Consider the following 26,324-nt stretch of genomic DNA (forward strand, 5'->3'; position numbering starts at 1 on the left):
GGGCGCTCCCGGGAGGAGGGTGACGGTCATCGGGCGTGCGCGGCGTACCACGCGGTGGTGCGGTGGCCGGTCATCGGCTGGGCGAGGTCGAAGCCCTGGAGGAAGCCGGCGCCGAGCGCGGTGAGCTGGGCGGCCTGCTCCTCGGTCTCCACGCCCTCGGCGACGGTCTTCAGGTCGAGGCTGCGCGCCAGCGCGATGACCGCGGACGCGATCTCGGCGTGCCCCTCGGCCAGCTCGGCGACGAACGAGCGGTCCACCTTGAGGCAGTCGACCGGCAGGTGGCGCAGGTAGGCCAGCGACGAGTAGCCGGTGCCGAAGTCGTCGATGGCCAGCGAGACACCGAGGTCGCGCAGCTGCATGAGCACCTCGCGCGCCGAGGCCGGGTCCTTCATCAGCGCCGACTCGGTGATCTCGATCGACAGCCGGGTCGGGTGCAGCCCGTGCCGCTCGAGCGCGGCGACGACGGAGCCGTGCAGGTTGGGGTCCAGCTGGAGCGCCGAGACGTTGACGTTGGCCTGCCCCGGAGCGGACGTCCCCAGCAGCCGGTCCCACTCGGCCAGCTGCCGGCAGGTCTCGTCGAGCACCAGCAGGCCCAGCGGGCCGATCAGCCCGCTCTCCTCGGCCAGCGCGACGAACACCCCCGGGCTGATCGCGCCGCGCGTCGGGTGGTGCCAGCGGGCCAGGGACTCCACGGCCACCGGAGTGCCGTCCGCGGTGCTGAAGATCGGCTGGTAGAGCAGCGTGATCTCCCGCCGCTCGATCGCCTGGCGCAGCTCGGCGACCAGCCGCAGCTTGTCCCGCGCCTCGGCCCGCGCGCGCTGGTCCAGGACGGTGATCCGGCCCTTGCCGCCGGCCTTCGCCTGGTACATCGCGATGTCGCAGTCGCGCACGAGCTCCTCGGCGGCGCCGTGCTCGGCGGTCTGCACGGTGACCCCGACGCTCGCGTACGGGCGGACGTCGACCCCGCCCAGGCGCACCGGCTCGGCGAGGGCCGCGCCGATCCGCTCGGCCAGCGTGACCGCGTCGTCCTGGTCCACGCCCTCGCAGACCACCACGAACTCGTCCCCGCCGAACCGGGCCACCAGGTCGCCGGGGCGCACCGTGGCGCGCAGCCGGGCGGCGACCTCGACCAGCAGCTCGTCGCCGGCGGCGTGGCCGAGCGAGTCGTTGACCACCTTGAAGTTGTCCAGGTCGAGGAAGAGCACGGCCAGCCCGCTGGTGCCCGGGCGGAACCGCTCGGCCACGTGCTCGGCGAGCAGGGTGCGGTTGGGCAGGCCGGTCAGCGGGTCGTGGTTGGCCTGGTGCTCCAGCCGCGCCTCGAAGGCCAGCCGGTCGGTGATGTCCTCGATCGTGCCCACGAAGCCCGCGCCGACGCCGGGGGTGAACAGGTGGGAGAACCGGATGACCGTCGTCCGCTCGGTGCCGTCGGTGCGGACCAGGCGGGCCTTGGTCTCCCCGTCACCCCCGCCGAGGACGGCGACGACCTGCTCGATGACGCCGTCCAGGTCGTCGGGGTGCACCGTGGACATCCAGCCGGTGCCCAGCAGCTGCTCGGACTGCAGCCCGACCAGGCTGCAGAAGGCGTCGTTGACGTGCGCCAGCCGCATGCCCTGCTCGGAGAGCAGGGTCGGGACCGGCGAGCGCTCGGTCAGGGTGGCGAAGCGCTGCTCGTGGGCGTCGGCGGTGGCCCGCAGGGCGCGCTCGGACTCGCTGTCGACCGGCACCAGCCGCAGCGTCCACATCCGCCCGCTCGGCGTCGGGACGCACAGCACGACCGTCTCCACGAGCGCGCCGCTGGCCGTGCGCACCGGCAGGTTCATCCGCGCGCTGCGCTCGCGGCGCAGCAGCAGCTTGACCTCTCCGCCGCGCAGCGTCGGGACCAGCGAGGCGACCGGGAGCGACCGCAGGTCGGCCAGGCCGTAGCCCAGCAGCTGGGTGGCGCCCTCGTTCCCCCAGGTGATGCGGGGGGTGCCGCCCACCATCTCGGCGACCAGCAGCACGAGCGTGTCGCTCACCGCCGCCCCGTAGAAGATCGACGAGACGATCTCCGGTGGCACCAGCGGTTCAGCACTCGCCATCGTCGCCGACACGCCGCCTCCTCCCGAACCGACGGCGATCGGCATCCGTGCCTCTCGTCCGCCCCACAGAGGAGTACGGCAACCCGTCGCCGCCGTTCCAGCCCGGGACCCCCGTCCTCACCCTCCCGGGTGGTGGCCCGGGACCGCGGGTGCGGACGGGGGTGCGGAGCGGCTGCGTACTGTGGCCCCCCTCACCCCGCCCCGGGGACGTGGGGGTGGCGCAGGACGGCATGATCAGGCCCGGCTGCGCCACCGTGCACGCCGGCCCCGGACCGCCCGCCCACCGGCGTGCACCACCGCTGTACCGGACCGCACCGTTCCGGCCCCGTCGCCGAGGATGGGCGGCTACCCGACCGTGCAGGAGGAACCGGACGTGCTCATCGGAGTCCCTCGGGAGACCCGCCCCGGCGAGACGCGCGTGGCCGCGACGCCGACCACCGTGCGCCAGCTCACCGCTCTCGGGTACGACGTCGTCGTCGAGACCGGGGCCGGCGCGGCCGCCAGCTTCCCCGACGACGGCTACCGCGGGGCCGGTGCCCGGGTGGGGACGGCGGAGGAGGCGTGGGGCGCCGACGTCGTCCTGCACGTGGCCAGGCCGACGGTCGAGGAGGTCGGCCGGCTGCGGGACGGCGCGGTGCTGGCCAGCACCCTGGCGCCCGCGTTCGACCCCGAGCTGCTGGCCGCGCTCGCCGCCCGGCCGGTCACCGCGCTGGCGATGGACGCCGTCCCGCGGATCAGCCGCGCCCAGTCGCTGGACGTGCTCAGCTCGATGGCCAACATCGCCGGCTACCGGGCGGTGATCGAGGCCGCGCACGCCTTCGGCCGGTCGTTCACCGGCCAGGTGACCGCCGCGGGCAAGGTGCCCCCGGCGACGGTGCTCGTCGTCGGGGCGGGCGTGGCCGGGCTGGCCGCGATCGGTGCGGCCAGCAGCCTGGGCGCGGTGGTGCGGGCCACCGACGTCCGCCCCGAGGTCGCCGAGCAGATCGCGTCGATGGGCGGCGAGTACGTCGGGGTGCCCGCCGACGAGGAGCAGGCCGGCGGCGGCACCGGCTACGCGTCGGTCACCTCGGCGGACTTCGACCGGCGGGCGGCGGTCATGTACGCCGAGCAGGCCCGCGAGGTCGACATCGTCATCACCACCGCGCTGATCCCCGGGCGGCCCGCGCCGCGGCTGATCACCGAGGAGATGGTGGCGTCGATGTCGCCGGGCAGCGTGGTGGTCGACATGGCCGCCGCGCAGGGCGGCAACGTGGCCGGCTCGGTGCCCGACGAGGTCGTCGTCACCCCCAACGGCGTGACGATCATCGGCTACACCGACCTGCCCGGCCGGCTCCCCGGCCAGGCCTCCCAGCTGTTCGGCACCAACCTGGTGAACCTGGTCAAGCTGCTCACCCCCAGCAAGGACGGGCGGGTGGTGCTCGACCTCGACGACGTCGTGCAGCGGTCGATGACGGTGGTGCGGGGCGGTGAGCTGCTCTGGCCCCCGCCCCCGGTGCAGGTGTCCGCGGCTCCGGCCGCCGCACCGGTGCCGCGCCCGGCCCCACCCGCACCCACGCCGAGGGCGCCGCGCTCCCCCGCGCGCACCGCCGCCGTCGTCGGGGTCGCGGCAGCGCTGCTGTTCGTCCTCACGGCGTTCTCGCCGAGCCAGCTGGTCGGCAACCTGACGGTCTTCGCGCTGGCGGTGGTCGTCGGCTTCTACGTCATCGGCAACGTGCACCACGCGCTGCACACCCCGCTGATGAGCGTCACCAACGCGATCTCCGGGATCATCGTGGTCGGCGCCCTGCTGCAGATCGGCCACACCGGCGCCCTGGTCACCGTGCTCGCCACCGTGGCCGTGCTGGTGGCCAGCATCAACGTCTTCGGCGGCTTCGCCGTGACCCGCCGCATGCTCGGCATGTTCACCCGCGGGCCGGCCCGCGCCACCACGGAGCGCTGACATGACCATCACCTCGGCCGCCGCGGCCGCCTACGTCGTCGCCGCCCTGCTCTTCGTGCTCAGCCTCGCCGGCCTGTCCCGGCACGAGACCGCGAAGTCGGGCAACGCGTTCGGCATCGCCGGCATGGCGATCGCCCTGGCCGCCACCGTGGCGCTGGCCGCGCAGAGCGTCGAGGCCGCCGCCGTCGGGCTGGTCGTCGTGGCCATGGCCGGCGGCGCGGCCATCGGCCTGTGGCGGGCCCGCCGGGTCGAGATGACCGGCATGCCCGAGCTCATCGCGCTGCTGCACAGCTTCGTCGGCCTGGCCGCCGTCCTGGTCGGCTGGAACGGCTACCTGTCGGTCGAGGCCGAAGCCGGCACGCAGACCGAGGTGCCGGCCGACCTGCTCGGCATCCACTCCGCCGAGGTGGTGATCGGCGTCTTCATCGGCGCGGTCACGCTCACCGGCTCGATCGTCGCGTTCCTCAAGCTGTCGGCGCGGATCAAGAGCAACCCGCTCATGCTGCCCGGCCGCAACTGGCTGAACCTCGGCGCGCTGGTCGCCTTCGCCGTGCTCACCGTCGCCTTCGTCGTCTCCCCCGGCCTGGGCCTGCTGCTCGCGGTCACCGTGCTCGCGCTGGCGCTGGGCTGGCACCTGGTGGCCTCGATCGGCGGCGGGGACATGCCGGTCGTCGTCTCGATGCTCAACAGCTACTCGGGCTGGGCGGCCGCGGCGTCGGGCTTCCTGCTCGACAACGACCTGCTGATCATCACCGGCGCGCTGGTCGGCTCCTCGGGTGCCTACCTCAGCTACATCATGTGCCGGGCGATGAACCGCTCGTTCCTGTCGGTGATCGCCGGTGGGTTCGGCAACGAGGGCAGCACCGCCTCGGGCACCGAGGACGGCGAGCACACCGAGACCACCGCCGAGGAGGTCGCCGAGCTGCTGCGCGACGCCGGGTCGGTGGTGATCACCCCCGGCTACGGCATGGCCGTGGCGCACGCGCAGTACCCGGTCGCCGAGCTCACCCGCACGCTCACGGAGAAGGGCGTGGAGGTGCGGTTCGGCATCCACCCGGTCGCCGGCCGGCTGCCCGGGCACATGAACGTGCTGCTGGCCGAGGCCAAGGTGCCCTACGACGTCGTCCTGGAGATGGACGAGATCAACGACGACCTCGCCAAGACCGACGTGGTGCTGGTCATCGGCGCCAACGACACGGTCAACCCGGCCGCGCTGGAGGACCCGGGCAGCCCGATCGCCGGCATGCCGGTGCTGCAGGTGTGGGAGGCCGAGAACGTCGTGGTCTTCAAGCGGTCGATGAGCACCGGCTACGCGGGCGTGCAGAACCCGCTGTTCTTCCGGGAGAACACCCGGATGCTCTTCGGCGACGCCCGCGAGCGGGTCGAGGACATCCTCAAGGCGCTCTGACGGTCCCCGCGGCCCTACGGTCGGGACCCTATCGTCGAGAGATGGACCCCTTCCGCGGGCTGGGCCTGCCCCGCATCCCCGGCCTGTCCGAGCTGGTCGACGTCCTGCGGGAGCAGACCGAGGCGCTGGCCCAGCTGCCGCGGACGATGGCCGACCTGAACACCGCCGTCCGGGAGCTGGTCGCCGCCACGCGGGTGGCCACCGAGGCCATCGCCTCGGCGCAGCGCACCGCCGAGCGGCTCGAGGACCTGGTCGAGGAGCTGGAGGAGCCGGTGCGGGCGCTGCGGCCCGGGCTCGAGCGGGTGGGCCGGGTGCTGGACGACCCCGCCATCGACACCGTGCCCGGCACGCTGCGCACCGTCGCCGACGACCTGCTGCCGCTGGTGCACGGGCTGCGGCAGGCCACCGACCGGGTCGGCTCGGTGACCGGCTTCCTGCGCCGGCAAGCGCCCGGGAACAGGAGACGCGCGGAGGACGAGACCTCTGGCTAGGAGTCCCGCTCCAGGAGGAACGCGAACGGGTCGGGCAGGCCGCGCAGGTCCATCAGGCCGAGCAGCAGGTCGGGGGTGACCCGCCGGAAGACGTCGACCACCGGCAGCCGGTCGTAGACCAGCGCCGCGGTGGGCACGCCGCGGTGCACCACCGTGCGCAGCCGGGCAGCGGGCCGGCGGGTGGTCAGCAGCGGGCGGACGGCGGTGAACGCCAGCCGGGCCGGCCGGCCGCGGACGAGGCCCGGCGCGCGGCGGAGCAGGCCGAGCGGGGCGAGCGCGGGGTCGACCGGGCGCGGCCGCCCGGCCCGGTCGGGGAACAGCAGCGGGTGCACGGTGTCGGGGTCGAGCACCTCCTTGCCCCACCAGCGGTACGCGGTGAGCAGCCCGTCCAGCCGGGAGCCGGTGGGCAGCTCGGAGCCCCGCCAGCGGCCGGTCACCTCCCGCACCGCGACGCCGGGCAGCCGGTCGGCGAACGCCAGGACGTCGGCCGGCGCCGCGCCGCCGCGGTGCCGGTCGAGCCAGCGGACGGCGTCGCTCACCGCGGGCGCCAGTGCGGCGGGTGCTCCAGCCCGGCGGGCAGCAGCGTCGCGGCGTCCCCGACGGCGCCGGCGACCTGCCGCCGGGTCAGGAACAGCGCGCCGGACAGGTCGGCGCCGCGCACGTCCGCGGCGCGCAGGTCGGCACCGAGGAGGTCGGTCAGGTGCAGGTCGGCACCGCGCAGGTCCGCGCCGATCAGGTGCGCCCCGCGCAGGCTCGCGGCGCGCAGCCGCCTGCGGCGCAGGTCGGCCCCGACCAGGTCGGCGTTGCGCCGGTCCCTCCCCCGCGGCCGGACGCCGGAGCGCGCCAGCTCGCTGACCGACAGCAGCAGCGCCCCGGCCTCCCCCTGCAGCAGGGCGGGATCGGCGGCGGCGAGCTCCCCGGCCCCCGCAGCGGTGAGCCGCTCGACCCGGTCGCGGGCTGCGGCCACCTCCGGGTGCAGGGGCGCGGCCGCCGGGAGGGCCAGCGCCTCGGTGAGGTACCAGAGCAGCTCGTGCAGCAGCCGCTGCACCCCGAAGGCCGCGAACACCGCCGGGTCGGCGTGCCAGTCCCGCCCGCCGCCGCCGAAGGTCACCTGCACCGTCTGCTGACCGGCACCGAAGCAGTCGAAGACGGTGCACCCGGGGAAGCCGCGCTCGCGGAGGTCGGCGTGGATCCCGCACCGGGAGTCCGGCTGCAGGTGCGGGCAGGCCTGCCCGGCCGGCTTGTCGATCGCGAAGTCGGCCGAGGCGGCGAAGGCCGGCGCCACGCAGCACAGCCCGGCGCAGCGGGCGCAGTCCGCGCGCAGCCGCGCCCGGGCGTCGACGGTGTCGGGCACGGGCGGCCTCCGGCGAACGGGTCAGGCGGTGGGGCGCTCCAGCGTCACCAGCACGCCCTCGACGCCACCCGGGCCGATCCGGCCCTTGACCTCGACCGACGTGATGGCCTTGAGCTGCCACCCCTCGCGGGCGTGCTGGTTGAGCACCTTCTCCAGCTTGTCACCCGACATCTTCCCGCCGATGAGCCCCTCGCGGAGCTCGACCACCCGGTACTCGTAGCGCTGCGCCACGGGGTCCTCCTCGCCTCGGTGTGCCGGTGCTGCCGCGATGATGCCCCGGTGGACGTGCTCAGCAGCCGGGTCCTGCTCCGGCCGGTCGACCCGGCGCGGTCGCAGGCCTTCTACCGCGACGTCCTCGGGCTGGCGGTGTACCGGGAGTTCGGGTCGCCCGAGCACCCCGGGCTCGTGTTCTTCCTCGGCAACGGGCTGCTGGAGGTCTCCGGCCCCGGCGGGGAACCGCCACGCGGGGTGGCGCTGTGGGTGCAGGTGCGCGACGTCGCCGCCGAGTGCGAGCGGCTGCGCGCGGCCGGGACGGCGGTGCTGCGCGGGCCCCGCACCGAGCCGTGGGGGCTGGTGGAGGCGTGGGTCGCCGACCCCGAGGGCGTGCGGATCGTGCTGGTCGAGGTGCCGGCCGAGCACCCGCTGCGCCGCGATCCGCGCTAGAGAGAGGACCCCGACCTCCTCTCGAAGGACCCCCGTGCCCCCGCCCCTCGCAGGCTCGCGGCGGGACCCTGCACGGGGGCCGTGAGCTCGCGGCGAGCCTCTGGAGGGGGCCGCACATGCAGGCCGTTCCGGGTGGCGGGTCACGGCGCGGGCGGCGTCGGGTCGTCGTCGGGACCACCGGGACGGCGGACCAGGTCGGCGACCGACTCCTCCAGCCGCGCCCAGGTCGTGCTCCACTCGACCAGCGGGTCGAGGATCCGCTCGAAGACGGCCAGCTGCTCGTCGAAGGCCTGCAGCTGGGCGGTCATCGCCGCGATCTGCTGCCGCTGGCTGCGCACCGCCCGGTCGATGGCCCGCAGCTGGGCCGCCGAGAGCGCGCCGGGCGGCGAGGGCAGCCGTGGCATCGAGAAGGGCACCGCCCCGCGCGCGCGATCGGTGAAGGCGCGCAGCTGACCGACGAAGTCCTCGACCGACCGGCTCACCCGGCTGCCCGACCCGCTCTCACGCCCGCCGGCGTCGCTCTCGCTCATGGCCCCATCCTCCCGGCCCCCGGGTGCCTTCCGCGCGCGAGAGGCACCCGGCGTGCCAGGCTGGCGGCGTGCTGTGGGCACACCTGGTCGCGGTGGTGCACGCGCTGGCCGTCGTCCTCATGGTGACCGGCGCGCTGGTCGCGCTGCGCCGGCCGTGGGTCCTGCTGCTCCACGCGCCGGTGGCCGCGGCGATCCTCGCGGTCAACCTGGTGGGCGCGCCGTGCCCGCTGACCACCCTGGAGCTGTCGCTGCGCGAGCGGGGCGGCGGCGAGCCGTACGGCGGTGGCTTCCTCGGCCACTACGCCCTGGCGCCTCTCGGGCTGGACGTCGGCAGCCCCGCCGTCCAGGCCGGCGTCTACGTGGTGGCGGCGACGCCGAACGTGGTCGGCTACGGGCTGCTGGCCGCGCGGGCCGCCCGCGACGGGGTCGGCAGGGGCCGAGGACGGCGAGGGAGCGGGGTGCCCCTGGTGGACACCGCGCGGGGGTTGCGACCCGGTGTCGGGGCGCTGAGGCGGTGACCGACCCGGCGTCGTCAGACTGAGCCGATGACGGCGACGACCTCGCGGGTCCAGACGCTGGGTGGACCGGCGCTGTTCGTCCTGCTGTGGAGCACCGGTTTCGTCGGCGCCAAGTACGGGCTGCCCTACGCCGAGCCCTTCACCTTCCTGGCCCTCCGCCTGGGCGTCGCCGCGGCCCTGCTCGGCGTCCTCGCCGTCGCACTGCGCTCGGCCGGCATGGCCTCCCGCCACCAGTACGGCCACGCCTCGGTCGCCGGGCTGCTGCTGCACGGCGGATACCTGGGCGGCGTCTTCTACGGCATCTCGCTGGGTGTGCCCGCGGGGGTGGCGGCCGTGGTCGTCAGCCTGCAACCGGTGCTCACCGCCGTCCTCGCCGCGGCGGTGCTCGGTGAGCGGCCCGCGCCGCGCCAGTGGCTCGGACTGGCGCTCGGTGTCGGGGGCGTCGTGCTGGTCGTCGGCCCGGGCATCGCCGACGCCGGCTCGGCCGGGCCGCTCCCGGTGGCCGGTCTCGTCGCGTGCCTCGTGGCACTCGCCTCGGGGACGCTCGGCACCGTCTACCAGAAGCGGCACGGCGACTCCATCCCGCTGGTGTGGGGGACGGCGGTGCAGTACGCCGCGGCCGCGGCCGTGCTGCTGGGGATCGCGCTGGCGACCGAGGACACGTCGATCCGGTGGACCGGTGAGTTCGTCGCCGCGTTCGTCTGGCTGGTGCTGGTCCTGTCGATCGGCGCCGTCCTGCTGCTGCTCCTGCTGCTGCGCCGGGGCACGGCCGCGGGCGTCTCCAGCCTCTACTACCTCGTGCCGGTGGCCACCGCCGTCGAGGCGTACCTGCTCTTCGGCGAGCGGGTCGGCGGGCTGTCGCTCGTGGGGATCGCGGTGACCGCTCTCGGTGTCGCGCTGGTGGTGGCGCCGCCGCGGAGGCGGTGACGCGCCGACTCAGGAGCGGACGAGCGCCCGCAGCGTCTCCGCGTTCCGCACGGCGTGCCCGTGCCCGTCGTTGTTGAAGTAGGCGTAGACGTCGCGGCCGTCGCGCGCCCACTCGCCGATCCGGTCGGCCCACCAGCGCAGGTCGGCGCCGGGGTAGGAGCCGGCGTAGAGGGAGGCGCCGTCCGGCCCGTGCAGGCGGACGTAGACGAACGGCGCGGTCGCCCGCAGCACGCACGGCAGTCCTGCCCCGCTCATCACGCAGTACGCCGCGCCGTGCCGCTCGAGCAGGGCGTACACCGCCTCGTCGTGCCAGCTGGGGTGGCGGAACTCGACCGCGACCCGCACCCAGTCGGGCAGCAGGCCGAGGAAGAAGTCCAGGCGGGCGTCGTCCCGGGCCTGCGTGGGCGGCAGCTGCACCAGCAGGACGGCGCGCCGGTCACCGAGCTCGTGCCAGCACTCGGTGATCCGGCCGACCCAGGTCTCCGGCGCGTACAGCCGCTTGGCGTGGGTCAGCCCGCGCGGCGCCTTGACCGAGAGCTGGAACCCCGGGGGCAGCCGGCGGCGCCAGGAGGCGAAGGTCGCCGTCCGCGGCCAGCGGTAGAAGCTCGCGTTGAGCTCGACGGTGCTGAAGCGCCGCACGTAGTGCGCCAGCCGGTCGCGGGGCGGGGTGCCGGGCGGGTAGAGCACGCCGTCCCAGTGGTCGTAGCTCCAGCCCGACGTCCCGACGTGCACGCTCAGGGCAGCCGCCAGACCGTCGTCCGGCGCAGCCCCGGGCCCTCGGTCTCGGGGATCTCGTAGACCGCGACGGCCGTCAGCCGCTCGTGCGGGAGGTAGGGCCGCCCGGGGTCGCCGACGTAGACGTCGCAGCCGGCGGCGCGGGCCCGGTCGAGGAAGGGCAGCACCCGCTCGGTCATCTCCCGGTCGTAGCAGACGTCGCCGGCGAGGACGACGTCGATGCCGACGGGGTCCCGGCCCAGGACGTCGCCGGTGACGCCCACCCCGCCGATGCCGTTGAGGCCGGCGTTGACGCCCACCGCCGTCCGGCTGAACGGGTCGACGTCGCTGGCCAGCACCGACCGGGCACCGGCGAGCCGGGCGGCGAGCGCGACCAGCCCGCTGCCCGAGCCCAGGTCCAGGACGGCGCGCCCGGCCACCGCGTCGGCGTGGTCGAGCACGTAGCGGGCCAGCGCCTGGCCGCCGGGCCACGCGGCCGCCCAGAACGGCGGGGTCTCCCCCGCGCCGCCGTCCTCGGCCTCCATCGCCTCCCACAGCGCGACGACGTCGTCGGCCACGTGCAGCCGGACCTCCGGCACCGAGGAGGGCCGCCGGACCCGGGTGTGCGCGCGCACGAAGGCGGCCGGGACGGAGCGGGCGGTCACGTCCGGCAGTCCACCACGCGGCTGAGAGCATCGCGCGTGCTCATCGCCCGGTCGATCGTCCTGTTCCTCGCCGCCGCCCTGCTGGAGATCGGCGGCGCCTGGCTGGTCTGGCAGGGCGTGCGGGAGCACCGCGGCTGGCTGTGGGTCGGTCTGGGCGTCGTGGCGCTCGGCGCCTACGGGTTCGTCGCCACCCTGCAGCCGGACGCCCACTTCGGCCGGATCCTGGCGGCCTATGGCGGGGTGTTCGTCGCGGGCAGCCTGGCGTGGGGCATGGCGCTGGACGGGTACCGGCCGGACCGCTTCGACGTCCTCGGCGCGGTGATCTGCCTCGTCGGCGTGGCCGTGATCATGTACGTCCCGCGGACCGGCTGAATTTCCCCGACCGGCCAGACGGCTGAACGCCAGAGGCCCAGAACCGGGTCGGTTCTGGGCCTCTGGCGTTCAGCGACCCCACACTGAGGTGCTCAGTACCAGCCCTTGGACTGCGAGTGCGACCAGGCGCCGCACGCGCTGCCGTAGCGGTTCTCGATGTAGATCAGGCCGGCGTCGATCTGGCGGTAGCCGTCCGACGTCTTGGCGATGCCGGTGCTGGCCCACGTGGAGTTGAGGAACTGCGGGATGCCGTAGGCGGTGCTGGTGGGGTTCTGCGCGTTGGGATTCCAGCCGCTCTCCTTGCCCCACAGCTTCTCCAGGCAGCTGAACTGCTCGGCGCTGCCGACCTTGCTCATCGCGTACTCCTTGAACGAGCCCCGCGGCGCCGCGGACGACGAGCTGCTCGGCGCACTGGCGGCGGGTGCCGAGGCCGCGGACGACGCGGCGGCCTCCTGCTCGGCGGCCTCGGCCGCGGCCGCCTCGGCGGCGGCCTCCTCCGCGGCAGCCTTCTCCGCCGCGGCCTTCTCGGCGGCCTCGCGGGCGGCGGCCTCGGCCGCGGCCTTCTCCGCGGCCTGCCGGTCCAGCTCGGCCTGCTGGGCGGCGGCCTGGACCTGCGCGGCCTGCGCCTCGGCGGCCTCGCGCTCGCTGCGGGAGGCGGCGAGGTCCTGCAGCGGGGCCAGGTCGGGGGCGGCCGGGGTGGCGGCCTGCTCGGCGGCCTCGGTGCGCAGGCCCAGCTGCTCGGCGACGCTCACCGAGGCGGTGACCGTCTCGATCTCGGCCTCGGCGGCGGGCTGGTTGCCGGCGACGGTGCCGACGACGATCGCGCCGGCGGCGGCGGTGGCCAGCAGGATGGCGGGCCGGCGGCCGCGGGCGGGCAGCCGCAGGCGGCGGCGGGCGGCTCGGTTCGAGGCGGTGTCCGTGTCGGCCGGGACGGCCGGGAACTGCTTGGTGTCCATGCGGTGGGGGTGCTCCGGGGCGAGAGGGCGCGGGCCGGTCCTCCGGGGGAGGGCAGCCGGATGCGGCGGTCTACGGGGGGCGCCGGCAGCGGGGAGTGCACGTACGCGGCGCCGGCGGGCGCGGTCAGGCGGCGGTCAGCAGCCCGGGGAGGAGGCGCGGGGTGCGCGCAGCCGGGGGTGACCAGCGAGCCGCGAGGGCCCGTGGGCGGGGCATGCGGGTGCTCCGTTCTTCCGTGAGCCGCCTACCGGGTTAGCTGACGGGTTCGGGCGGGAAGCAGCCCTACCGGCCCGCGGATCGAGCTCGCGGGCGGGATTCACCCCAGTACTGCGGTGGGTCCCCGGCTCGCGCCCACTGGCGGCGGACGCGACTCGGCGGCGCCCGGTCAGGCTCCCCGAACGGGGACGAGACGACCGACCGGACGGCTGCCACCGTAGGCGGCGTTACCGGCCCGTGACAATCCCGGGGACCACATCTGACACGTGAGTGACGTCGCACGGCGCCGTCCGCCCCTCCCGGAGGAGGGCGGCCGAGGGAATACCGGGGGCCGCGGTACGTTGCACCGGCCGGTAGTTGCACTCTCAACCACATGGAGGCGGTCATGCAGTTCGGGGTCTTCTCGGTCAGCGACATCACGACCGATCCCACGACCGGCCGCACGCCGACCGAGGCCGAGCGGGTCCAGGCGATCGTGACGATCGCGAAGAAGGCCGAGGAGGTCGGCCTGGACGTGTTCGCGCTCGGCGAGCACCACAACCCGCCGTTCTTCTCCTCCTCGCCGACGACCACGCTGGCCTACATCGCCGCGCAGACCACCCGGCTGCAGCTGTCGACGGCCACGACGCTCATCACCACCAACGACCCGGTGAAGATCGCCGAGGACTACGCGATGCTGCAGCACCTGGCCGGCGGCCGGGTGGACCTGATGATGGGCCGCGGCAACACCGGCCCGGTCTATCCGTGGTTCGGCCAGGACATCCGCAACGGCCTGCCGCTGGCGGTGGAGAACTACGCGCTGCTGCGCCAGCTGTGGGACACCGACGTCGTCGACTGGTCCGGGCAGTTCCGCACGCCGCTGCAGGGCTTCACCTCGACCCCGCGCCCGCTGGACGGCGTCGCGCCGTTCGTGTGGCACGGCTCGATCCGGTCCCCGCAGATCGCCGAGCAGGCCGCCTACTACGGCGACGGCTTCTTCCACAACCACATCTTCTGGCCGGCCGAGCACACCGCCCGGATGGTCGAGTTCTACCGGCGCCGCTACGAGCACCACGGCCACGGCAGTGCCGACCAGGCGATCGTCGGGCTGGGCGGGCAGGTGTTCGTGCGCCGCAACAGCCAGGACGCCGTCCGTGAGTTCCGCCCGTACTTCGACAACGCCCCGGTCTACGGCCACGGCCCCTCGCTGGAGGACTTCTCGCGCGAGACGCCGCTGACCGTCGGCTCCCCGCAGCAGGTGATCGAGCGGACCCTCGGCTTCCGCGACTACGTCGGGGACTACCAGCGGCAGCTGTTCCTCATCGACCACGCCGGCCTGCCGCTGAAGACCGTGCTCGAGCAGCTGGACGTCCTCGGCGAGGAGGTCGTGCCGGTGCTGCGCCGCGAGTTCGCCGCCCTCAAGCCCGCGCACGTGCCCGACGCCCCGACCCACGCCTCGCGCGTCGCCGCCCGGCAGGCCACCAAGGAGGAGGTCCCGGCATGACCGCCCGCACCCTGGCCGTCGTCAGCGCCGGGCTGTCGACGCCGTCGTCGACCCGGCTGCTGGCCGACCGGCTCACCGCCGCGACCGTCGCCGCCCTGCGCGAGCGGGGCGACGACGCCACGGTGGAGGTCGTCGAGCTGCGCACGCACGCCCGCGACCTGGCCGACCACCTGGTCACCGGGTTCGCCAACGGGTCGCTGCGGGCCGCGATCGACACCGTGGTCGGCGCCGACGGGCTGGTCGCGGTCACGCCGGTGTTCTCGGCGTCCTACAGCGGGCTGTTCAAGACGTTCTTCGACGTCCTGGACAAGGACTCCCTCACCGGGACGCCGGTGCTGCTCGGCGCCACCGCCGGCACCGCCCGGCACTCGCTGGTCGTCGAGCACGCCATGCGGCCGCTGTTCGCCTACCTGCGCGCGATCCCGGCACCCACCGGTGTCTTCGCCGCGTCGGAAGACTGGGCCGGCGCCGGCGGTGTGGACGCCGAGCTGGCCCGCCGGATCGACCGCGCGGCCGGGGAGCTCGCCGACCTGGTCGCCGGGCGCCCGTCCGCCAAGCGGCCGGTGGACCCGTTCGCCGACGTCCCCTCGTTCGAGGAGCTCCTTCGCGGGCAGTGAGCCTGCACTCCCCCGCTATCACGGCGTCGTGACCACCTCCGGAGCCGGAGGTGTGGTCACGGCGCCGTGATCGGCGGAGAGGGTCGACCGCGGGTCTACCTCCCCGAGTCGGCTCCGCGCTCGGCGTCGGTGGTCCGCCGGGCCACCGGCACGCCCTCCGGCGCGGCCGGCGCGCCCCCGGGCACCGGCGCCGACGGCGGCACGGCCGGCTCCGGGTGCCCCCGCAGCCGCGGGTAGAACGCCACCAGGCTCAGCGCGAGGAGGACGGCGAGGACCACAGCCGTCGTGCCCAGGTAGTCGTCCCAGACGCCCGTCAGCAGCATGAAGGCCGGCACGGCGCACGTCAGCACGCCGGCGGTCACGGCGATCGCGCCGGTGTAGCGGGTGAGGTCCTCCCGCTTGAGCCCGAGGACGGCGAAGAAGAGCCCCCACAGCACGGCCCAGTAGAGCCAGATGACGCCGAAGGCCGCGTCCCTCGGCTGGACGTAGAGGAAGTTCAGCCCGGCGTAGACGACGGCGCAGGCCGCCACGAACGCCGAGAACCAGCCGAGCCCCGTGCCGTCGAGGTTGCCCAGCAGGTTGATCCCCACGTACAGGTAGGTGAACCCGAAGAGGTACAGACCCGAGGCGCCCAGGATGACGTCCGGGTCACCGTCGGCCGTGAAGATCAGGTACGTCGGCGTCACCACCTGCAGGGCGCCGACGAAGAGGTTGAGCGGTGCGGCGGCCCGGGGGTCCACCCGGCCCAGCAGCATCAGGCCGTTCACCGCCAGCACGGCCCCGACGTACAGCAGTCCGACGCTTCCCATGTGCGTTCATCTCCTCGCGTCCCGCACCGGTGGGTGGTCCCCCGTGGTGTCGGCGGAAGCTCCGGCCGGACCGGCGTCGGCGGTCCCGGACGGGCTCCGCCGGGATCAGGCGCGCGGGTGCGACCGGGGAACGGGGCCCGGTACCGGGGACGGGCGCGGCGCGCGCGCCGGGTGGTGCCCGGTGGTCATCGACGACCTCCCAGCCGGTCGGGGCGCCGCGCCAGGGGGCACGGCGTCGCCCTCGACCGCGTGCGGGACGACGATCGTGCCGCCGTCGGGAGGCGTCAATGACCCCCCGGCCGGCACCCGGCGACCATCCGACCGGTGCGTACCGGCACCGCGCGCCCTCACCCGACGATCAGGCATCGCAGCGCAGAGGCACCTCACGCGCCGGGGCGCGGCCGGGTCCCGTCCGGCATTCCCGCAGGTCCTGCGTCCTCGTCGGCGAGGGCCGCGTCGAGCAGTGCGGCGAGGCCGCCGATGCTGCGGTGCGGGCCTCCGGTGCGCCGGACGACCGGCTCCTCGTCGGCGTCGTCGTTGCCGGCCAGCGCGACGGTGAGCTCGTGCGCCGTCCGCAGCGCGGTCGTGCCGAACCGGTCGGCAGCCTCGTGCTGCGCGATCCGGGGCGGCGCGTCGTGGTCCATCGCCTCAGTGTGGTCCCGCCCGGCGGCCACCGCTGGGGACGGCCCTCGGCATGAGGCCGCGGCGCGCTGGGTACCGGGCGCCGCGGCGCCCGGATCCACGGGCCGCGAGAGCGTACGGAGGAGAGCGGTCCGTGGAGAGCCGGATCGAGGTCAGCTGGACCTGCCGCCCCTGCGAGGTGGCCGGGCAGGACGCCGAGGTGGACGCCGGTGACGGGCCGACGTGCTGGAACTGCGGTGGACCGGTCGTGGTGACCGCCCGGCCCACCGTCCGGACCGGGAGCGGACCGGACACCCGGTAGAGCGCCCGGCCGCTCCACGTCATGCCGTGGTCGGGGTTCCGTCCCGGGTCCCGGTCACGAGGTCACCGCGCACTGCCCCCTGTCCGCCCGGACCGGGCCCGACGCCGACGGCGTGATGTCGAAGTCGAAGATCGCCGTCGGCAGGTACAGCGAGCAGCAGGCGTTCGGGATGTCGACCACGCCGCTCACCCGGCCCTCGATCGGCGCGGACCCGAGCAGCAGGTAGGCCTGCTCGCCCGAGTACCCGAACTTCTCGAGGTACCGGACGGCGTTCAGGCACGCCCGCCGGTAGGCCACCGTGGCGTCCAGGTAGTAGTTCGTGTCGGTGTCGTGGTCGACCGAGACCCCGATGAAGGTCACGAACTCCGAGTACCGGGGCTCCACGTTCCCCGGCATGAACACCGGGTTGGTGGTCACGCCGTAGGTCTCCATGCCGCCCTTGATCAGGTCGATGTGGAAGTCGATGAAGCCGCCCATCTCGATGGCGCCGCAGAACGTGATCTCACCGTCGCCCTGGCTGAAGTGCAGGTCGCCGCCGGACAGCTTCGCGTCCCGCACGTGCACCGGGTAGAAGACCCGTGAGCCACGGGAGAAGTTCTTGATGTCGTGGTTGCCGCCGTTCTCCCGCGCCGGCACGGTGCGCGCGCCGTCGCGGGCGATGCCGTCGAGCACGTCGCCGCCGGCCGTCCCGCCCAGCGTCTGGTCCTCGAGCGGGAGCAGCGCCAGGGCCGGCACCCGGTCGGGATCGGTGTCCGCCAGCGCCTTCTCCCGGCGGTTCCACCGGGCGAGCAGGTCCGCCGACGGGGCGGTCCCGAACAGCCCGGGGTGGGTGAGGCCGGTGTACCGGACCCCGGGGACGTGCCGGGAGGTGGCCACCTGACCCGAGAAGTCCCAGATCGCCTTGTAGGCGTCCGGGAAGTAGTCGGTGAGGAAGCCACCGCCGTTGGCCTTGGCGAAGATGCCGGTGTAGCCCCATCCCTGTCCGGGTGCGTCGCCGTGCTCCTGCGGTGCCTGGACCGGTCCGAGGTCGAGGATGTCGACGACAAGCAGGTCGCCGGGCTCGGCGCCCTCGACCCCGATGGGGCCGCTCAGCATGTGCGCCCGGTTCAGGTCGACGTCCCGGACGTCGTTGGCCGAGTCGTTGTTGCCGATCTGGCCGTCGGTCCACTCCCGGCACTCGACCCGGATGCTCTGCCCGGGCCGCACCATCGTGGCGACCGGTACGTCCGGGTGCCACCTGTTGTGCCCGGGTACGGCCTGGTCGCGCATCGACTTGGCCTGGTCCACCGTGAACACCACGTCTGGCATGTCGCCACTCTCCGATCTGCGTCGATCGTGGGTCAGCCCGCGCGTTCGGCGGGCCGTACGGGGCCGGTCGCGGTCGGCAGCCCGCTGCCGCCGTCGGCCGGGCGGTGGGCCGGTGCGGGACCGGCCCGTCCGTCGTCCTGGTCGCCATCACGCCCTCCTCGGTCGGGGCGGACACGTCCGTCCGGACCGGTCAGGGACGGGGCAGGGCACTCCACCGCGGGTCGCGTGCGACCGGCCGGCGAGCAGCGGGCGGCACGGCCGTGGTCACCGCGGGGGCGTCGCCGCTGGCCTCCTCCCGCAGGCGCGCGGAGGCCTCCGCAGCGGGGGTCCGGTTCAGCAGCGGCGGGGTGTACCAGCGACGGCCGGGTGCACCGCAGGCCGGACACGTGCTCACCGGCTCGGCGGTGCCGATCGGCCGGTGCACCTCCCAGGGGCCGCACGCCCCGCACCGGTACAGGTAGCTGGCCATCAGCGGCTCCAGACCTCGGACGGCTGGGCTCAGCAGGGACCGTAGCCACCTCGCGGCCGGGGTCCACGGCCCTCGACCGCTGTCGGAGGGGTCGATCCCGGCGGTCCGCGCGTCCCTACTCCCGGCCCCTCCGGCATGACGGTCGGTCGGGCTCACGGCCGACCCCTCGGCGCCGGTGCACACGGGCGGCTCCCGTACAGGGTCCCGCCGCGAGCCTGCGGGGGGTGGGGAGGACGGGGTCCGCCGTCAGCGGACGGCGTCCTCCGAGGGGGTCGCCGAACTCCCCTGGGGCGCCTCGGCCGTCATGATCCGGACGATCTCCGCCCGGTCGGCGGCCGAGGGCAGCCCCCAGCCCTCCCGGTACCCGTAGACCTCGGCCAGCGGGGTCGACGCCGTCCGCCCGGTGAGCACCTCGACGGCGGAGGAGTCGATCAGCCCCGGGTGCTCCACCCCGCAGGCCTCGGCGACCTTGAGCAGGTCGCGGCGCAGCGTCCCGATGTAGCCGGCCGCCCGCACCGACTTCAGCTGCGGGTCCAGGCCGTGCGCCAGCCACGGGTTCTGCGTGGCCACACCGGTCGGGCAGGTGTCGGTGTGGCACTTCTGCGCCTGGATGCAGCCGATGGCCAGCATCGCCTCCCGGCCGACGTTGACCATGTCGCAGCCCAGCGCGAAGGCCACGATCGCGTTGTCGGGCAGGCCGAGCTTGCCCGCGCCGACGAAGGTGACCTGCTCGGCCAGCCCGGCGCGGGCGAACACCGAGTGGACGCGGGCGAAGCCCAGCTGGAACGGCAGGGACACCGAGTCGGTGAAGATCAGCGGCGCCGCGCCGGTGCCGCCCTCGCCGCCGTCCACGGTCACGAAGTCCACACCGCGGTCGGTGGTCTCCATGAGCTCGGTGAGCTCGTGCCAGAACGACATGTCGCCGACGGCGGACTTGACGCCCACCGGCAGTCCGGTCTCGGCAGCCAGCAGCTCGACCCAGTCGAGGAGGCTGTCGACGTCGGAAAACTCCGCGTGCCGCGACGGGCTGATGCAGTCCACGCCCTCCTGCACGCCGCGGGCGGCCGCGATCTCGGCCGACACCTTCGCACCCGGCAGGACGCCGCCCAGGCTGGGCTTCGCTCCCTGGCTGAGCTTGACCTCCAGGGCGCGCACGGGCGCGGAGGCCACCAGGTCCTTGAGCCGCTGGAGGTCGAACCGGCCCCGCTCGTCGCGGCAGCCGAAGTAGGCGGTGCCGATCTGGAAGACCAGCTCGCCGCCGTGCCGGTGATGCACCGAGAGCCCGCCCTCGCCGGTGTTCTGCAGGCAGCCGGCCAGCGCCGCCCCGCGGTTGAGCGCCTCGACCGCGGCGCCGGACAGCGAGCCGAAGCTCATCGCCGAGATGTTGACGACCGAGTCGGGCCGGAACGCCCGCGCCCGCCCGCGCGCACCGCCGAGCACCTTGGCCGACGGGAGCCGCACGTCGTGCGCCGAGGCCGGTGTCGACGGCGGCACGGCCCGGCCGAACGTGCGGTGGTTGATGACCGGGTAGCCGGCGGTGTACTCGAGGTCGTTGTCGGTGCCGAACCCGAAGTAGTTGTTCTCGCCCTTGGCCGAGGCGTACACCCAGCGCCGCTGGTCGCGGGTGAACGGGCGCTCCTCGTTGTTGCCGGCCACGAGGTACTGGCGCAGCTCCGGACCGATGGACTCGAGCCAGTAGCGCGCGTGGCCGACCACCGGGAAGTTGCGCAACAGGGTGTGCTCGCGCTGCAGCAGGTCGCGGGCGGCGACCGCGGCCAGGGCGCCCAGCCCGGCGCCGGCGAGACGGAGAGTGCGTCCCATCGGGCCAGGGTGGCACCGCGGGCACGGTTCCGGCGGGTGTGCCGACGTCCCTCCTCCGGGAGCGGCCGGGCGGGCGGGTGCCGGGACCGCTCAGCCGCACGGTGGCCACCACGCGTCCCCGTCCGCCCCGTCCCGGGCGACCTCGGGGCGGCTCCTATCAGGGGTCAGACGGGGTGCGACGGGGTGTCGTCGAGGGCGTCCAGTGCGGTGAGGACGTCGGTGAGCGCGTCGGTGGAGCGCTCCACCAGCGGCCGCAGCTCCCGGTAGACCGCGGCATCGGCGGGGTCGGGCTCGACCGGGTCGTGCACGGTCACCAGCGCGGTCGCGGCGTCCAGGTCCGGCAGCGCGCCCAGCGCGTGCAGGCCCAGCAGGCAGGCGCCGAGGCCGGTGCCCTCCGGGGAGTCGGCGACCCGGACCGGCAGGTCCAGTGCCGCGGCCAGCGTGCGCACCCACAGCGGGGAGGCGACCGCTCCCCCGGTGGCGCGCACCTCGCGCACCGGCACGTCGGTGGCGGAGAACGCGTCACGCACCAGCGCCAGCTGCTGGCAGACGCCCTCCACCGCGGCGCGGACCAGGTGCGGGCGGCGGTGCTCGCGGCGCAGCCCCAGGTAGGCCCCGCGCAGACCCGAGCGCCACCACGGCGCCCGCTCGCCGAGCAGGTAGGGCAGGCACAGCAGCCCCGCGCTGCCGGCGGGGACCGCCGCGGCCTCCTCGAGCAGGCGGGCGTCGAGGGCGTCGGCCTCCTCGCCCTGCGGCTCGGGGTGACCCGGTTCGACGGCCAGCGCCTGGGAGGCCCAGCGCACCACCGAGCCGCCGTTGTTGACCGCTCCCCCGACCACCCAGGCGTCGTCGGTGAGCGCGTAGCAGAACAGCCGGCGCCCGGGGTCGACCGTGGGCGTGGGGACGACGACCCGCATCGCCCCGCTGGTGCCCAGGGACACCGCGGCGACGTCGGGGCGGACCGCGCCGATGCCGAGGTTGGCCAGCACGCCGTCGGCGGCGCCGAGGACGACCGGGGTGCCGGCCGGCAGCCCGGTCGCGGCCGCGACGTCGGCGCGCAGGCCGGGCAGCACCGCGGTCGTGGGCAGCACCTCGCCCAGCTGGCCGGCCCGCACGCCGGCGATCGCCAGCGCCTCGTCGTCCCACCGGCCGGCGCGGATGTCGTAGAGGCCGGTGGTCGAGGCGATCGACCGGTCGACCACCATCGGGCCGCCGCACAGCGCGGCGACGACCAGCTCCTTGACCCCGCCCCAGCGCGGCGTCCCGCTCACCCGGTCGCCGTCCTGCGCCCGCTCCCAGGACAGCTTCACCAGCGGCGACATCGCGTGCACGGGCGTGCCGGTCCGCGCGTGCAGGGCCGGGGCGCGCCCGTCGGCCACCAGGGCCTGCGCCCACTCCGCGGCCCGGGCGTCGGCCCAGGTGACCACCGGGCCCAGCGGCGCGCCGTCGCCGTCCATCGGCACCAGGCCGTGCATGGCCGCGGACAGCGCGATCCCCACGACGCGGTCGCCGCGGTCGCGGGCGAGGGCGGTGATCGCGGTGAGCGCCTCCACGGCGGCCTGCTGCAGGCGGCCGGCGTCGAGCTCGGCGCGGCCGGGGGCGGGCACCAGCAGCGGGTAGCCGACGCTGACCAGGTCGCGGACCCGGGCGTCGGCGCCCGCGGTGACCGCCTTCGTCGCCGTCGTCCCGGAGTCCAGCCCGACGACGACGTCCACGTGCACCTCCCGTCGGGCCTCGGTCCCCTGCGCGTCCCGGCCCGACGCTAGTGGCTCAGCCGGGCAGCGGCGCGCGCTCGGCCGGCTCCGCCGGCTGCTCCTCGGGCAGCAGGCCGACCAGCGCGACCAGCGCCTCGTCGAGCCGGGCGGCGGTCCGGCGCACCTCCGCCCGCGCCCGCGCCACCTGCTCGGCGGCCGCGGCCCGCGTCTGCTCGGCCTCGGCCCGCATGCGCTCGCAGTCGGCCAGGGCGTCCTCCTTGACCTGGCGGGCGCGCCGCAGCAGCGCGTCGGCCTCGGCGCGGGCCACGGCCCGGATCCGGTCGCCGTCGTCGGCACCGGCCTCGGTCAGCCAGGCGGCCTCGTCGGCGGCCAGCCGCAGGATCTCCCCGACCCGCTCGGAGGTGCGCACCTGCTCCCGCCCGGCCGGCGAGCAGGCCAGCAGCCGGCGGGAGATCTCCAGCTCCGCCGAGCAGGCGCCGTAGCGGGCCAGCAGCTCGTCGTTGGCCCGCCGGACGGCGAGCAGCTCGGCCGCGAAGCGGGCGACGTGGTCGTCCACCTGCACCCGGTCGTAGCCGCGCAGCGCGGTGCGGAACGGCGGCCGCGGCGCGAGCAGGGCGTCCAGGGTGCCGGGCGGCTGCACCCGGTGCTGCTCCGCGCGCGGCGCCGGCGCCCCGCCGCCCCCGGTCTGGACCTCGCTGCGTCCGAACACCGCGCCTCCCCGGACTCCGTCCTCGAGCGCCCGGACGGTCCCAGACCGGCAGGCCACGCCGGAAGCCCGGTACAGCGGGCTCCGGGGCCGGGACGGCCTCGTCCGCCGCCTGCGTGCCGGGCCGGCCACGAGGTGTGAGGAAGGACCGTGGGTCCGGCCGGGTCGGCTCAGCGGTAGGCGGAGCGCCCGCGCATCCGCGCGCCGACGGCGGCGACCAGCGGGACCAGGACGACGCCGTCGCGGGCCAGTCGCGCCCGCAGCTGGCGCCGGTGCCGGACGACGCCGACCAGGCCGATCGCCCAGAACAGGTACTGGACGGCGAACGCGGCGCGGAAGGCGTCCAGCGAGTAGTCGGTCGAGGCGCCCGGCGTCAGCAGGTCGAGCACCGCGCCCACGGCCAGCACGGTGAGCAGCGAGGCGACGAAGCCGCCGACGTTGACCACCCCGCTCGCGCTGCCCTGCCGCTCGGCGGGGTTCCAGGTGCGCGCGTAGTCGAACCCGATCATCGAGCCGGGCCCGTTGGTCCCCAGGACGACGACCAGCGCCACCAGCAGCCACAGCGGCGCCGGGCCCGGCCACAGCAGGACGACGGTCCACATCACGACGGTCGCCCCGAGGATGCCGAACACCAGGTCCGAGCGGCGCAGCGGCCAGCGCCCGCACAGCCGGCCCAGCAGCGGGCCGACCCCGATGCCGACCAGCACGAGCAGGGTGAGCAGGCCCGCCGCGGTCGCCGGGCTCAGGCCCTGGCCGAGCACGAGGAAGGGGTAGCCCCACAGCAGCGCGAAGACGGTGCCGGAGAACTGGGTGACCAGGTGGGTGTAGAGGCCGATCCGGGTGCCCGACTCGCGCCAGGTCAGCGCCAGCGCGCGGCGCACCTCCGCGAGGTCCGCCGGCGCGGCCGGCTCGGTGCCGGGCGGTGCGTCGCGCAGCGCGACGAGCACGAGGACGGCGACCAGCACGCTCACCGCGGCCCCGCCGAGGAACGTCGTCTCCCAGCTCGTCCGCTGGAGCAGCGCGACCAGCGGGTAGGCCGCGGCGATCTGGCCGAACTGGCCGAGGATGCCGGTGAGCTGGGTGACCAGCGGGACGGTCCGGCCGGGGAACCAGAAGCCGACCACCCGCAGCACGCTGACGAAGGTCATCGCGTCGCCGGCGCCCACGAGGACCCGGGCGGCCACCGCCGTCGGCACGTCACCGGCCAGCGCCAGCACCGCCTGCCCGGCGGCCATGGTCAGCGCCCCGGCGAGGATCAGCCGGCGGGAGCCGAACCGGTCCAGCGCCACGCCGACCGGCACCTGCATGCCGGCGTAGACCACCAGCTGCAGCACGAGGAACAGCGAGACCGCCGACGCGCCGGCGTCGAAGCGCTCCTGGGCCTGCACCCCGGCGACGCCGAGGGAGGCGCGGTGGAACACCGCGACGGCGTACGCGGCGAGGGCCACCAGCCACACCGCGTAGGCGCGGGCCGTCGGGCGGGAGGTGGTCGGCGTACTCACTCCAGGGACATCGTCACGGCGGTCGCCGTGCGTTCCCGGTCCGCCGGTGAGATCGGTCACGAGCCCGGTGTGCCCTGTCCGGGCACGCCGCGGACCCGGAGCCTGCCAGTGGCGGGGGCAGGGGGTCCTCGACGAGGGGGACGGGGTCCTTCTACGGGTGAGGCAGGAATGACCGCCGCGGCCACCGGGCAGGAGGGACGTCGTCCGCCGCGCCCGACCGGGTCGCGGCCGCACGTCCCCGCGCACGACGACCGAAGTGAGGAGCCCCCGATGGCGTCCGTCATCCACTACACCATCGCGACCGAGGCGGAGAAGTACGCCGACTTCCGCCGCGTGCTGTGGACCGGCACGAACACCCAGCTGGTCATCATGACCATCCCGCCGGACGGCGAGATCGGCGAGGAGGTGCACGAGGACATCGACCAGATCCTCACCTTCGTCAGCGGCACCGGCGAGGCCCGGATCGACGGGTCGAAGAAGAAGGTGGCGCAGGGCGACCTGGTCGTCGTCCCCGCCGGCGCGAAGCACAACTTCGTCAACACCGGCCCGAACCCGCTGGTCCTCTACACCGTCTACGGCCCGCCGGAGCACGCCGACGGCGCGGTGCACAAGACCAAGGAGGAGGCCGACGAGGCCGAGGAGTCGGGGAAGGACGAGCCGCCGACCGGGTGACCCGCCGGGCGGGGGCGGCGCCTGCCTGTTCCGCCACCCCCGCCCTGGCACCGGCCCCGCCCTCGCAGCAGACTGCCAGGCGCAGCACCCGACCCGGCCAGCGTCGATCGAGGAGGGGCCTCCCCCATGGCAGCGTCCAGCTACTCCCCCGCGAACCCCGAGAGCGTCTTCACCTACGGGGCCCCGCAACTGAAGTTCGGCCCCGGCGCGTCCGACGAGATCGGGTACGACCTCGCCCAGACCGGCGCGAAGCGGGTCCTCGTGGTCACCGACCCGGGCGTGGCCGCCACCGGCCACCCGCAGCGGGTCGCCGACCAGATGACCGGCTTCGGCATCGAGGCGCGGGTCTTCGACGGCGCCCACGTCGAGCCGACCGACGAGAGCATGCGGTCCGCCGTCGACTGGGCCCGCGAGCACGGCCCCTGGGACGCGATCGTCGCCGTCGGCGGCGGCTCGAGCATCGACACCGCCAAGGCGATCAACCTGCTCACCACGAACCCCGGCGACCTGATGGACTACGTCAACAAGCCGGTCGGCGAGGGGAAGGCCCCGGTCAACCCGCTGAACCCGCTGGTCGCCGTCCCGACGACGACCGGGACCGGTGCGGAGAGCACGACGATCTGCGTGCTCGACGTCCTCTCGCTGAAGGTGAAGACCGGCATCAGCCACGTCCGGCTCCGCCCGACGCTCGCCGTCGTCGACCCGGCGCTGACCCGCACCCAGCCGGCCGGGGTCACCGCGGCCTCGGGGATGGACATCCTCTGCCACGCGCTGGAGAGCTACACCGCCCGGCCCTACACCACGTACGAGCACAAGCGGCCCGAGGAGCGGGTGCCCTACAACGGCGCCAACCCGATCGCGGACATGTGGTCGGAGCGGGCACTCGCGCTGCTGGCCGAGTCCTTCCGCGCCGCCGTCCGGGACGGCGAGGACACCGAGGCCCGCGGGAAGATGGCGATGGCCGCGACCTTCGCCGGGCTGGGGTTCGGCAACGCGGGGGTGCACATCCCGCACGCCAACGCCTACCCGATCGCCGGGCGGGTCAAGGACTTCCACCCCAAGGACTACCCCGCCGACGAGCCGATGGTGCCGCACGGCATGTCGGTGGCCCTGACCGCGCCCGAGGCGTTCCGGTTCACCTTCGACGCCGACCCCGAGCGCCACCTGCGCGCCGCCCGGCTGCTGGACCCGCGCGCCGAGCAGACCGGCGACCCCGCGGAGTTCCTGCCGACCGTCCTGACCGCGCTCATGCGCGACATCGACATCCCCGGCGGCATCGGTGCGGTGGGCTACGACGAGGGCGACATCCCCGACCTGGTCGAGGGCACCATGAAGCAGCAGCGGCTGCTGGCCACCGCCCCCCGGGACGTCACCGACGACGACGTGGCGGGCATCTACCGCCGGTCCCTGTCCCTCTGGTGAGACCGCGCCGCACCCGGGCGGAGGTCGT

Annotated in this window: 28 protein-coding genes and 1 riboswitch; of the genes, 12 read left to right on the plus strand and 16 right to left on the minus strand. The window is 75.1% G+C overall.

All coding sequences use genetic code 11. From position 1 onward, the window contains the following. Positions 1–26: 26 nt before the first annotated feature. A complete protein-coding gene (locus BLR12_RS07950; protein ID WP_255363362.1) occupies positions 27–2,090 on the minus strand; it encodes a putative bifunctional diguanylate cyclase/phosphodiesterase in 2,064 nt (687 codons plus the stop codon). Positions 2,091–2,451: 361 nt separating this feature from the next. Between BLR12_RS07950 and BLR12_RS07955 the strand changes: the two genes are divergently transcribed. From BLR12_RS07955 to BLR12_RS07965, 3 genes are read left to right on the plus strand one after another with little or no spacing between them, the layout of a single operon-like run. Beyond that, entirely contained in the window at positions 2,452–4,017 is a 1,566-nt protein-coding gene (locus tag BLR12_RS07955) for a Re/Si-specific NAD(P)(+) transhydrogenase subunit alpha (protein ID WP_091376607.1), read from the plus strand. Position 4,018: 1 nt separating this feature from the next. Beyond that, complete coding sequence (pntB, locus tag BLR12_RS07960; RefSeq protein ID WP_091375884.1) at positions 4,019–5,425, plus strand: Re/Si-specific NAD(P)(+) transhydrogenase subunit beta; 1,407 nt, start codon at positions 4,019–4,021, stop codon at positions 5,423–5,425. A 41-nt stretch (positions 5,426–5,466) separates the two neighbouring features. Then, positions 5,467–5,916, plus strand: coding sequence for a hypothetical protein (locus BLR12_RS07965; protein ID WP_091375887.1), 450 nt, complete (start codon positions 5,467–5,469; stop codon positions 5,914–5,916). Here the strand turns inward: BLR12_RS07965 and BLR12_RS07970 are convergent. The 3 genes from BLR12_RS07970 to BLR12_RS07980 are packed head-to-tail and all read right to left on the minus strand — an operon-like array spanning position 5,913 to position 7,501. Beyond that, positions 5,913–6,455, minus strand: a complete 543-nt coding sequence (locus BLR12_RS07970) for a DUF4334 domain-containing protein (protein WP_091375888.1) — start codon at positions 6,453–6,455, stop codon at positions 5,913–5,915. The genes BLR12_RS07965 and BLR12_RS07970 overlap by 4 nt on opposite strands. Continuing rightward, a complete protein-coding gene (locus BLR12_RS07975) occupies positions 6,452–7,270 on the minus strand; it encodes a pentapeptide repeat-containing protein (protein WP_091375891.1) in 819 nt (272 codons plus the stop codon). Before BLR12_RS07975 ends, BLR12_RS07970 begins: the two co-directional genes overlap by 4 nt. 21 nt (positions 7,271–7,291) lie before the next feature. Then, the gene (locus BLR12_RS07980) at positions 7,292–7,501 is read right to left on the minus strand and encodes a DUF4177 domain-containing protein (protein ID WP_012948287.1); all 210 of its coding nucleotides are present in this window, start codon (positions 7,499–7,501) and stop codon (positions 7,292–7,294) included. A 48-nt stretch (positions 7,502–7,549) separates the two neighbouring features. Here BLR12_RS07980 and BLR12_RS07985 point away from each other — a divergent pair, with 48 nt between their 5' ends. Further along, positions 7,550–7,933, plus strand: a complete 384-nt coding sequence (locus BLR12_RS07985; RefSeq protein WP_091375894.1) for a VOC family protein — start codon at positions 7,550–7,552, stop codon at positions 7,931–7,933. Between the two features lie 140 nt (positions 7,934–8,073). On the opposite strand, the gene BLR12_RS07990 is transcribed toward BLR12_RS07985, so the two are convergent. Continuing rightward, positions 8,074–8,463, minus strand: a complete 390-nt coding sequence (locus tag BLR12_RS07990; protein ID WP_091375896.1) for a hypothetical protein — start codon at positions 8,461–8,463, stop codon at positions 8,074–8,076. A gap of 68 nt (positions 8,464–8,531) precedes the next feature. Between BLR12_RS07990 and BLR12_RS07995 the strand changes: the two genes are divergently transcribed. Both BLR12_RS07995 and BLR12_RS08000 read left to right on the plus strand, forming a co-directional pair. Then, on the plus strand, positions 8,532–8,981 hold the full coding sequence (locus tag BLR12_RS07995; RefSeq protein WP_091375898.1) for a DUF2784 family protein: 450 nt from the start codon (positions 8,532–8,534) through the stop codon (positions 8,979–8,981). Positions 8,982–9,008: 27 nt separating this feature from the next. Continuing rightward, complete coding sequence (locus tag BLR12_RS08000; RefSeq protein WP_091375900.1) at positions 9,009–9,908, plus strand: DMT family transporter; 900 nt, start codon at positions 9,009–9,011, stop codon at positions 9,906–9,908. A 9-nt stretch (positions 9,909–9,917) separates the two neighbouring features. Here BLR12_RS08000 and BLR12_RS08005 read toward each other — a convergent pair whose 3' ends face one another. Then, complete coding sequence (locus BLR12_RS08005; RefSeq protein WP_218120584.1) at positions 9,918–10,640, minus strand: DUF72 domain-containing protein; 723 nt, start codon at positions 10,638–10,640, stop codon at positions 9,918–9,920. A 2-nt stretch (positions 10,641–10,642) separates the two neighbouring features. Further along, a complete protein-coding gene (locus BLR12_RS08010) occupies positions 10,643–11,287 on the minus strand; it encodes a class I SAM-dependent methyltransferase (protein WP_091375903.1) in 645 nt (214 codons plus the stop codon). A 36-nt stretch (positions 11,288–11,323) separates the two neighbouring features. Between BLR12_RS08010 and BLR12_RS08015 the strand changes: the two genes are divergently transcribed. After that, entirely contained in the window at positions 11,324–11,659 is a 336-nt protein-coding gene (locus tag BLR12_RS08015) for a YnfA family protein (protein ID WP_091376612.1), read from the plus strand. A 92-nt stretch (positions 11,660–11,751) separates the two neighbouring features. On the opposite strand, the gene BLR12_RS08020 is transcribed toward BLR12_RS08015, so the two are convergent. Continuing rightward, positions 11,752–12,615, minus strand: coding sequence for an aggregation-promoting factor C-terminal-like domain-containing protein (locus BLR12_RS08020; protein ID WP_091375906.1), 864 nt, complete (start codon positions 12,613–12,615; stop codon positions 11,752–11,754). A gap of 224 nt (positions 12,616–12,839) precedes the next feature. After that, positions 12,840–12,983: riboswitch (cyclic di-AMP (ydaO/yuaA leader) on the minus strand. 219 nt (positions 12,984–13,202) lie between these two features. On the opposite strand from BLR12_RS08020, the gene BLR12_RS08025 reads away from it, so the two are divergent. Both BLR12_RS08025 and BLR12_RS08030 read left to right on the plus strand, forming a co-directional pair. After that, a complete protein-coding gene (locus tag BLR12_RS08025; protein WP_255363363.1) occupies positions 13,203–14,312 on the plus strand; it encodes an LLM class flavin-dependent oxidoreductase in 1,110 nt (369 codons plus the stop codon). After that, positions 14,309–14,929 (plus strand): FMN reductase, encoded by a 621-nt coding sequence (locus tag BLR12_RS08030; protein ID WP_091375909.1) that lies wholly within the window; start codon positions 14,309–14,311, stop codon positions 14,927–14,929. Before BLR12_RS08025 ends, BLR12_RS08030 begins: the two co-directional genes overlap by 4 nt. Before the next feature lie 95 nt (positions 14,930–15,024). Here the strand turns inward: BLR12_RS08030 and BLR12_RS08035 are convergent, their stop codons facing one another. Next, on the minus strand, positions 15,025–15,738 hold the full coding sequence (locus BLR12_RS08035; RefSeq protein WP_143018738.1) for an AmiS/UreI family transporter: 714 nt from the start codon (positions 15,736–15,738) through the stop codon (positions 15,025–15,027). Positions 15,739–16,121: 383 nt separating this feature from the next. Next, complete coding sequence (locus BLR12_RS08040) at positions 16,122–16,382, minus strand: hypothetical protein (protein WP_091375912.1); 261 nt, start codon at positions 16,380–16,382, stop codon at positions 16,122–16,124. Positions 16,383–16,513: 131 nt separating this feature from the next. On the opposite strand from BLR12_RS08040, the gene BLR12_RS24425 reads away from it, so the two are divergent. Next, positions 16,514–16,681, plus strand: coding sequence for a hypothetical protein (locus BLR12_RS24425; protein WP_176832412.1), 168 nt, complete (start codon positions 16,514–16,516; stop codon positions 16,679–16,681). A 54-nt stretch (positions 16,682–16,735) separates the two neighbouring features. Here the strand turns inward: BLR12_RS24425 and fmdA are convergent, their stop codons facing one another. From fmdA to BLR12_RS08070, 6 genes are all read right to left on the minus strand, one after another. Further along, positions 16,736–17,989 carry a formamidase gene (fmdA, locus tag BLR12_RS08045; protein ID WP_091375915.1) on the minus strand — a complete coding sequence of 418 codons (1,254 nt, stop codon included), beginning with the start codon at positions 17,987–17,989 and terminating at the stop codon, positions 16,736–16,738. Between the two features lie 190 nt (positions 17,990–18,179). Then, positions 18,180–18,458: an FmdB family zinc ribbon protein gene (locus tag BLR12_RS08050; RefSeq protein WP_091375918.1), complete on the minus strand. Its 279-nt coding sequence runs from the start codon at positions 18,456–18,458 to the stop codon at positions 18,180–18,182. Positions 18,459–18,704: 246 nt separating this feature from the next. Next, positions 18,705–20,279 carry an FMN-binding glutamate synthase family protein gene (locus BLR12_RS08055; protein WP_091375921.1) on the minus strand — a complete coding sequence of 525 codons (1,575 nt, stop codon included), beginning with the start codon at positions 20,277–20,279 and terminating at the stop codon, positions 18,705–18,707. 164 nt (positions 20,280–20,443) lie between these two features. After that, the gene (locus tag BLR12_RS08060) at positions 20,444–21,994 is read right to left on the minus strand and encodes a gluconokinase (RefSeq protein ID WP_091375923.1); all 1,551 of its coding nucleotides are present in this window, start codon (positions 21,992–21,994) and stop codon (positions 20,444–20,446) included. A gap of 55 nt (positions 21,995–22,049) precedes the next feature. After that, positions 22,050–22,703, minus strand: a complete 654-nt coding sequence (locus tag BLR12_RS08065) for a DivIVA domain-containing protein (protein ID WP_091375926.1) — start codon at positions 22,701–22,703, stop codon at positions 22,050–22,052. 167 nt (positions 22,704–22,870) lie between these two features. Continuing rightward, positions 22,871–24,202 carry an MFS transporter gene (locus BLR12_RS08070; protein ID WP_091375928.1) on the minus strand — a complete coding sequence of 444 codons (1,332 nt, stop codon included), beginning with the start codon at positions 24,200–24,202 and terminating at the stop codon, positions 22,871–22,873. 270 nt (positions 24,203–24,472) lie between these two features. On the opposite strand from BLR12_RS08070, the gene BLR12_RS08075 reads away from it, so the two are divergent. Both BLR12_RS08075 and BLR12_RS08080 read left to right on the plus strand, forming a co-directional pair. Next, the gene (locus tag BLR12_RS08075) at positions 24,473–24,874 is read left to right on the plus strand and encodes a cupin domain-containing protein (protein WP_091375931.1); all 402 of its coding nucleotides are present in this window, start codon (positions 24,473–24,475) and stop codon (positions 24,872–24,874) included. Positions 24,875–25,000: 126 nt separating this feature from the next. Next, the gene (locus tag BLR12_RS08080; protein WP_091375934.1) at positions 25,001–26,296 is read left to right on the plus strand and encodes a hydroxyacid-oxoacid transhydrogenase; all 1,296 of its coding nucleotides are present in this window, start codon (positions 25,001–25,003) and stop codon (positions 26,294–26,296) included. Positions 26,297–26,324 lie beyond the last annotated feature (28 nt).

Source organism: Geodermatophilus sp. DSM 45219, from assembly GCF_900104025.1.
Taxonomy (GTDB): domain Bacteria; phylum Actinomycetota; class Actinomycetes; order Mycobacteriales; family Geodermatophilaceae; genus Geodermatophilus.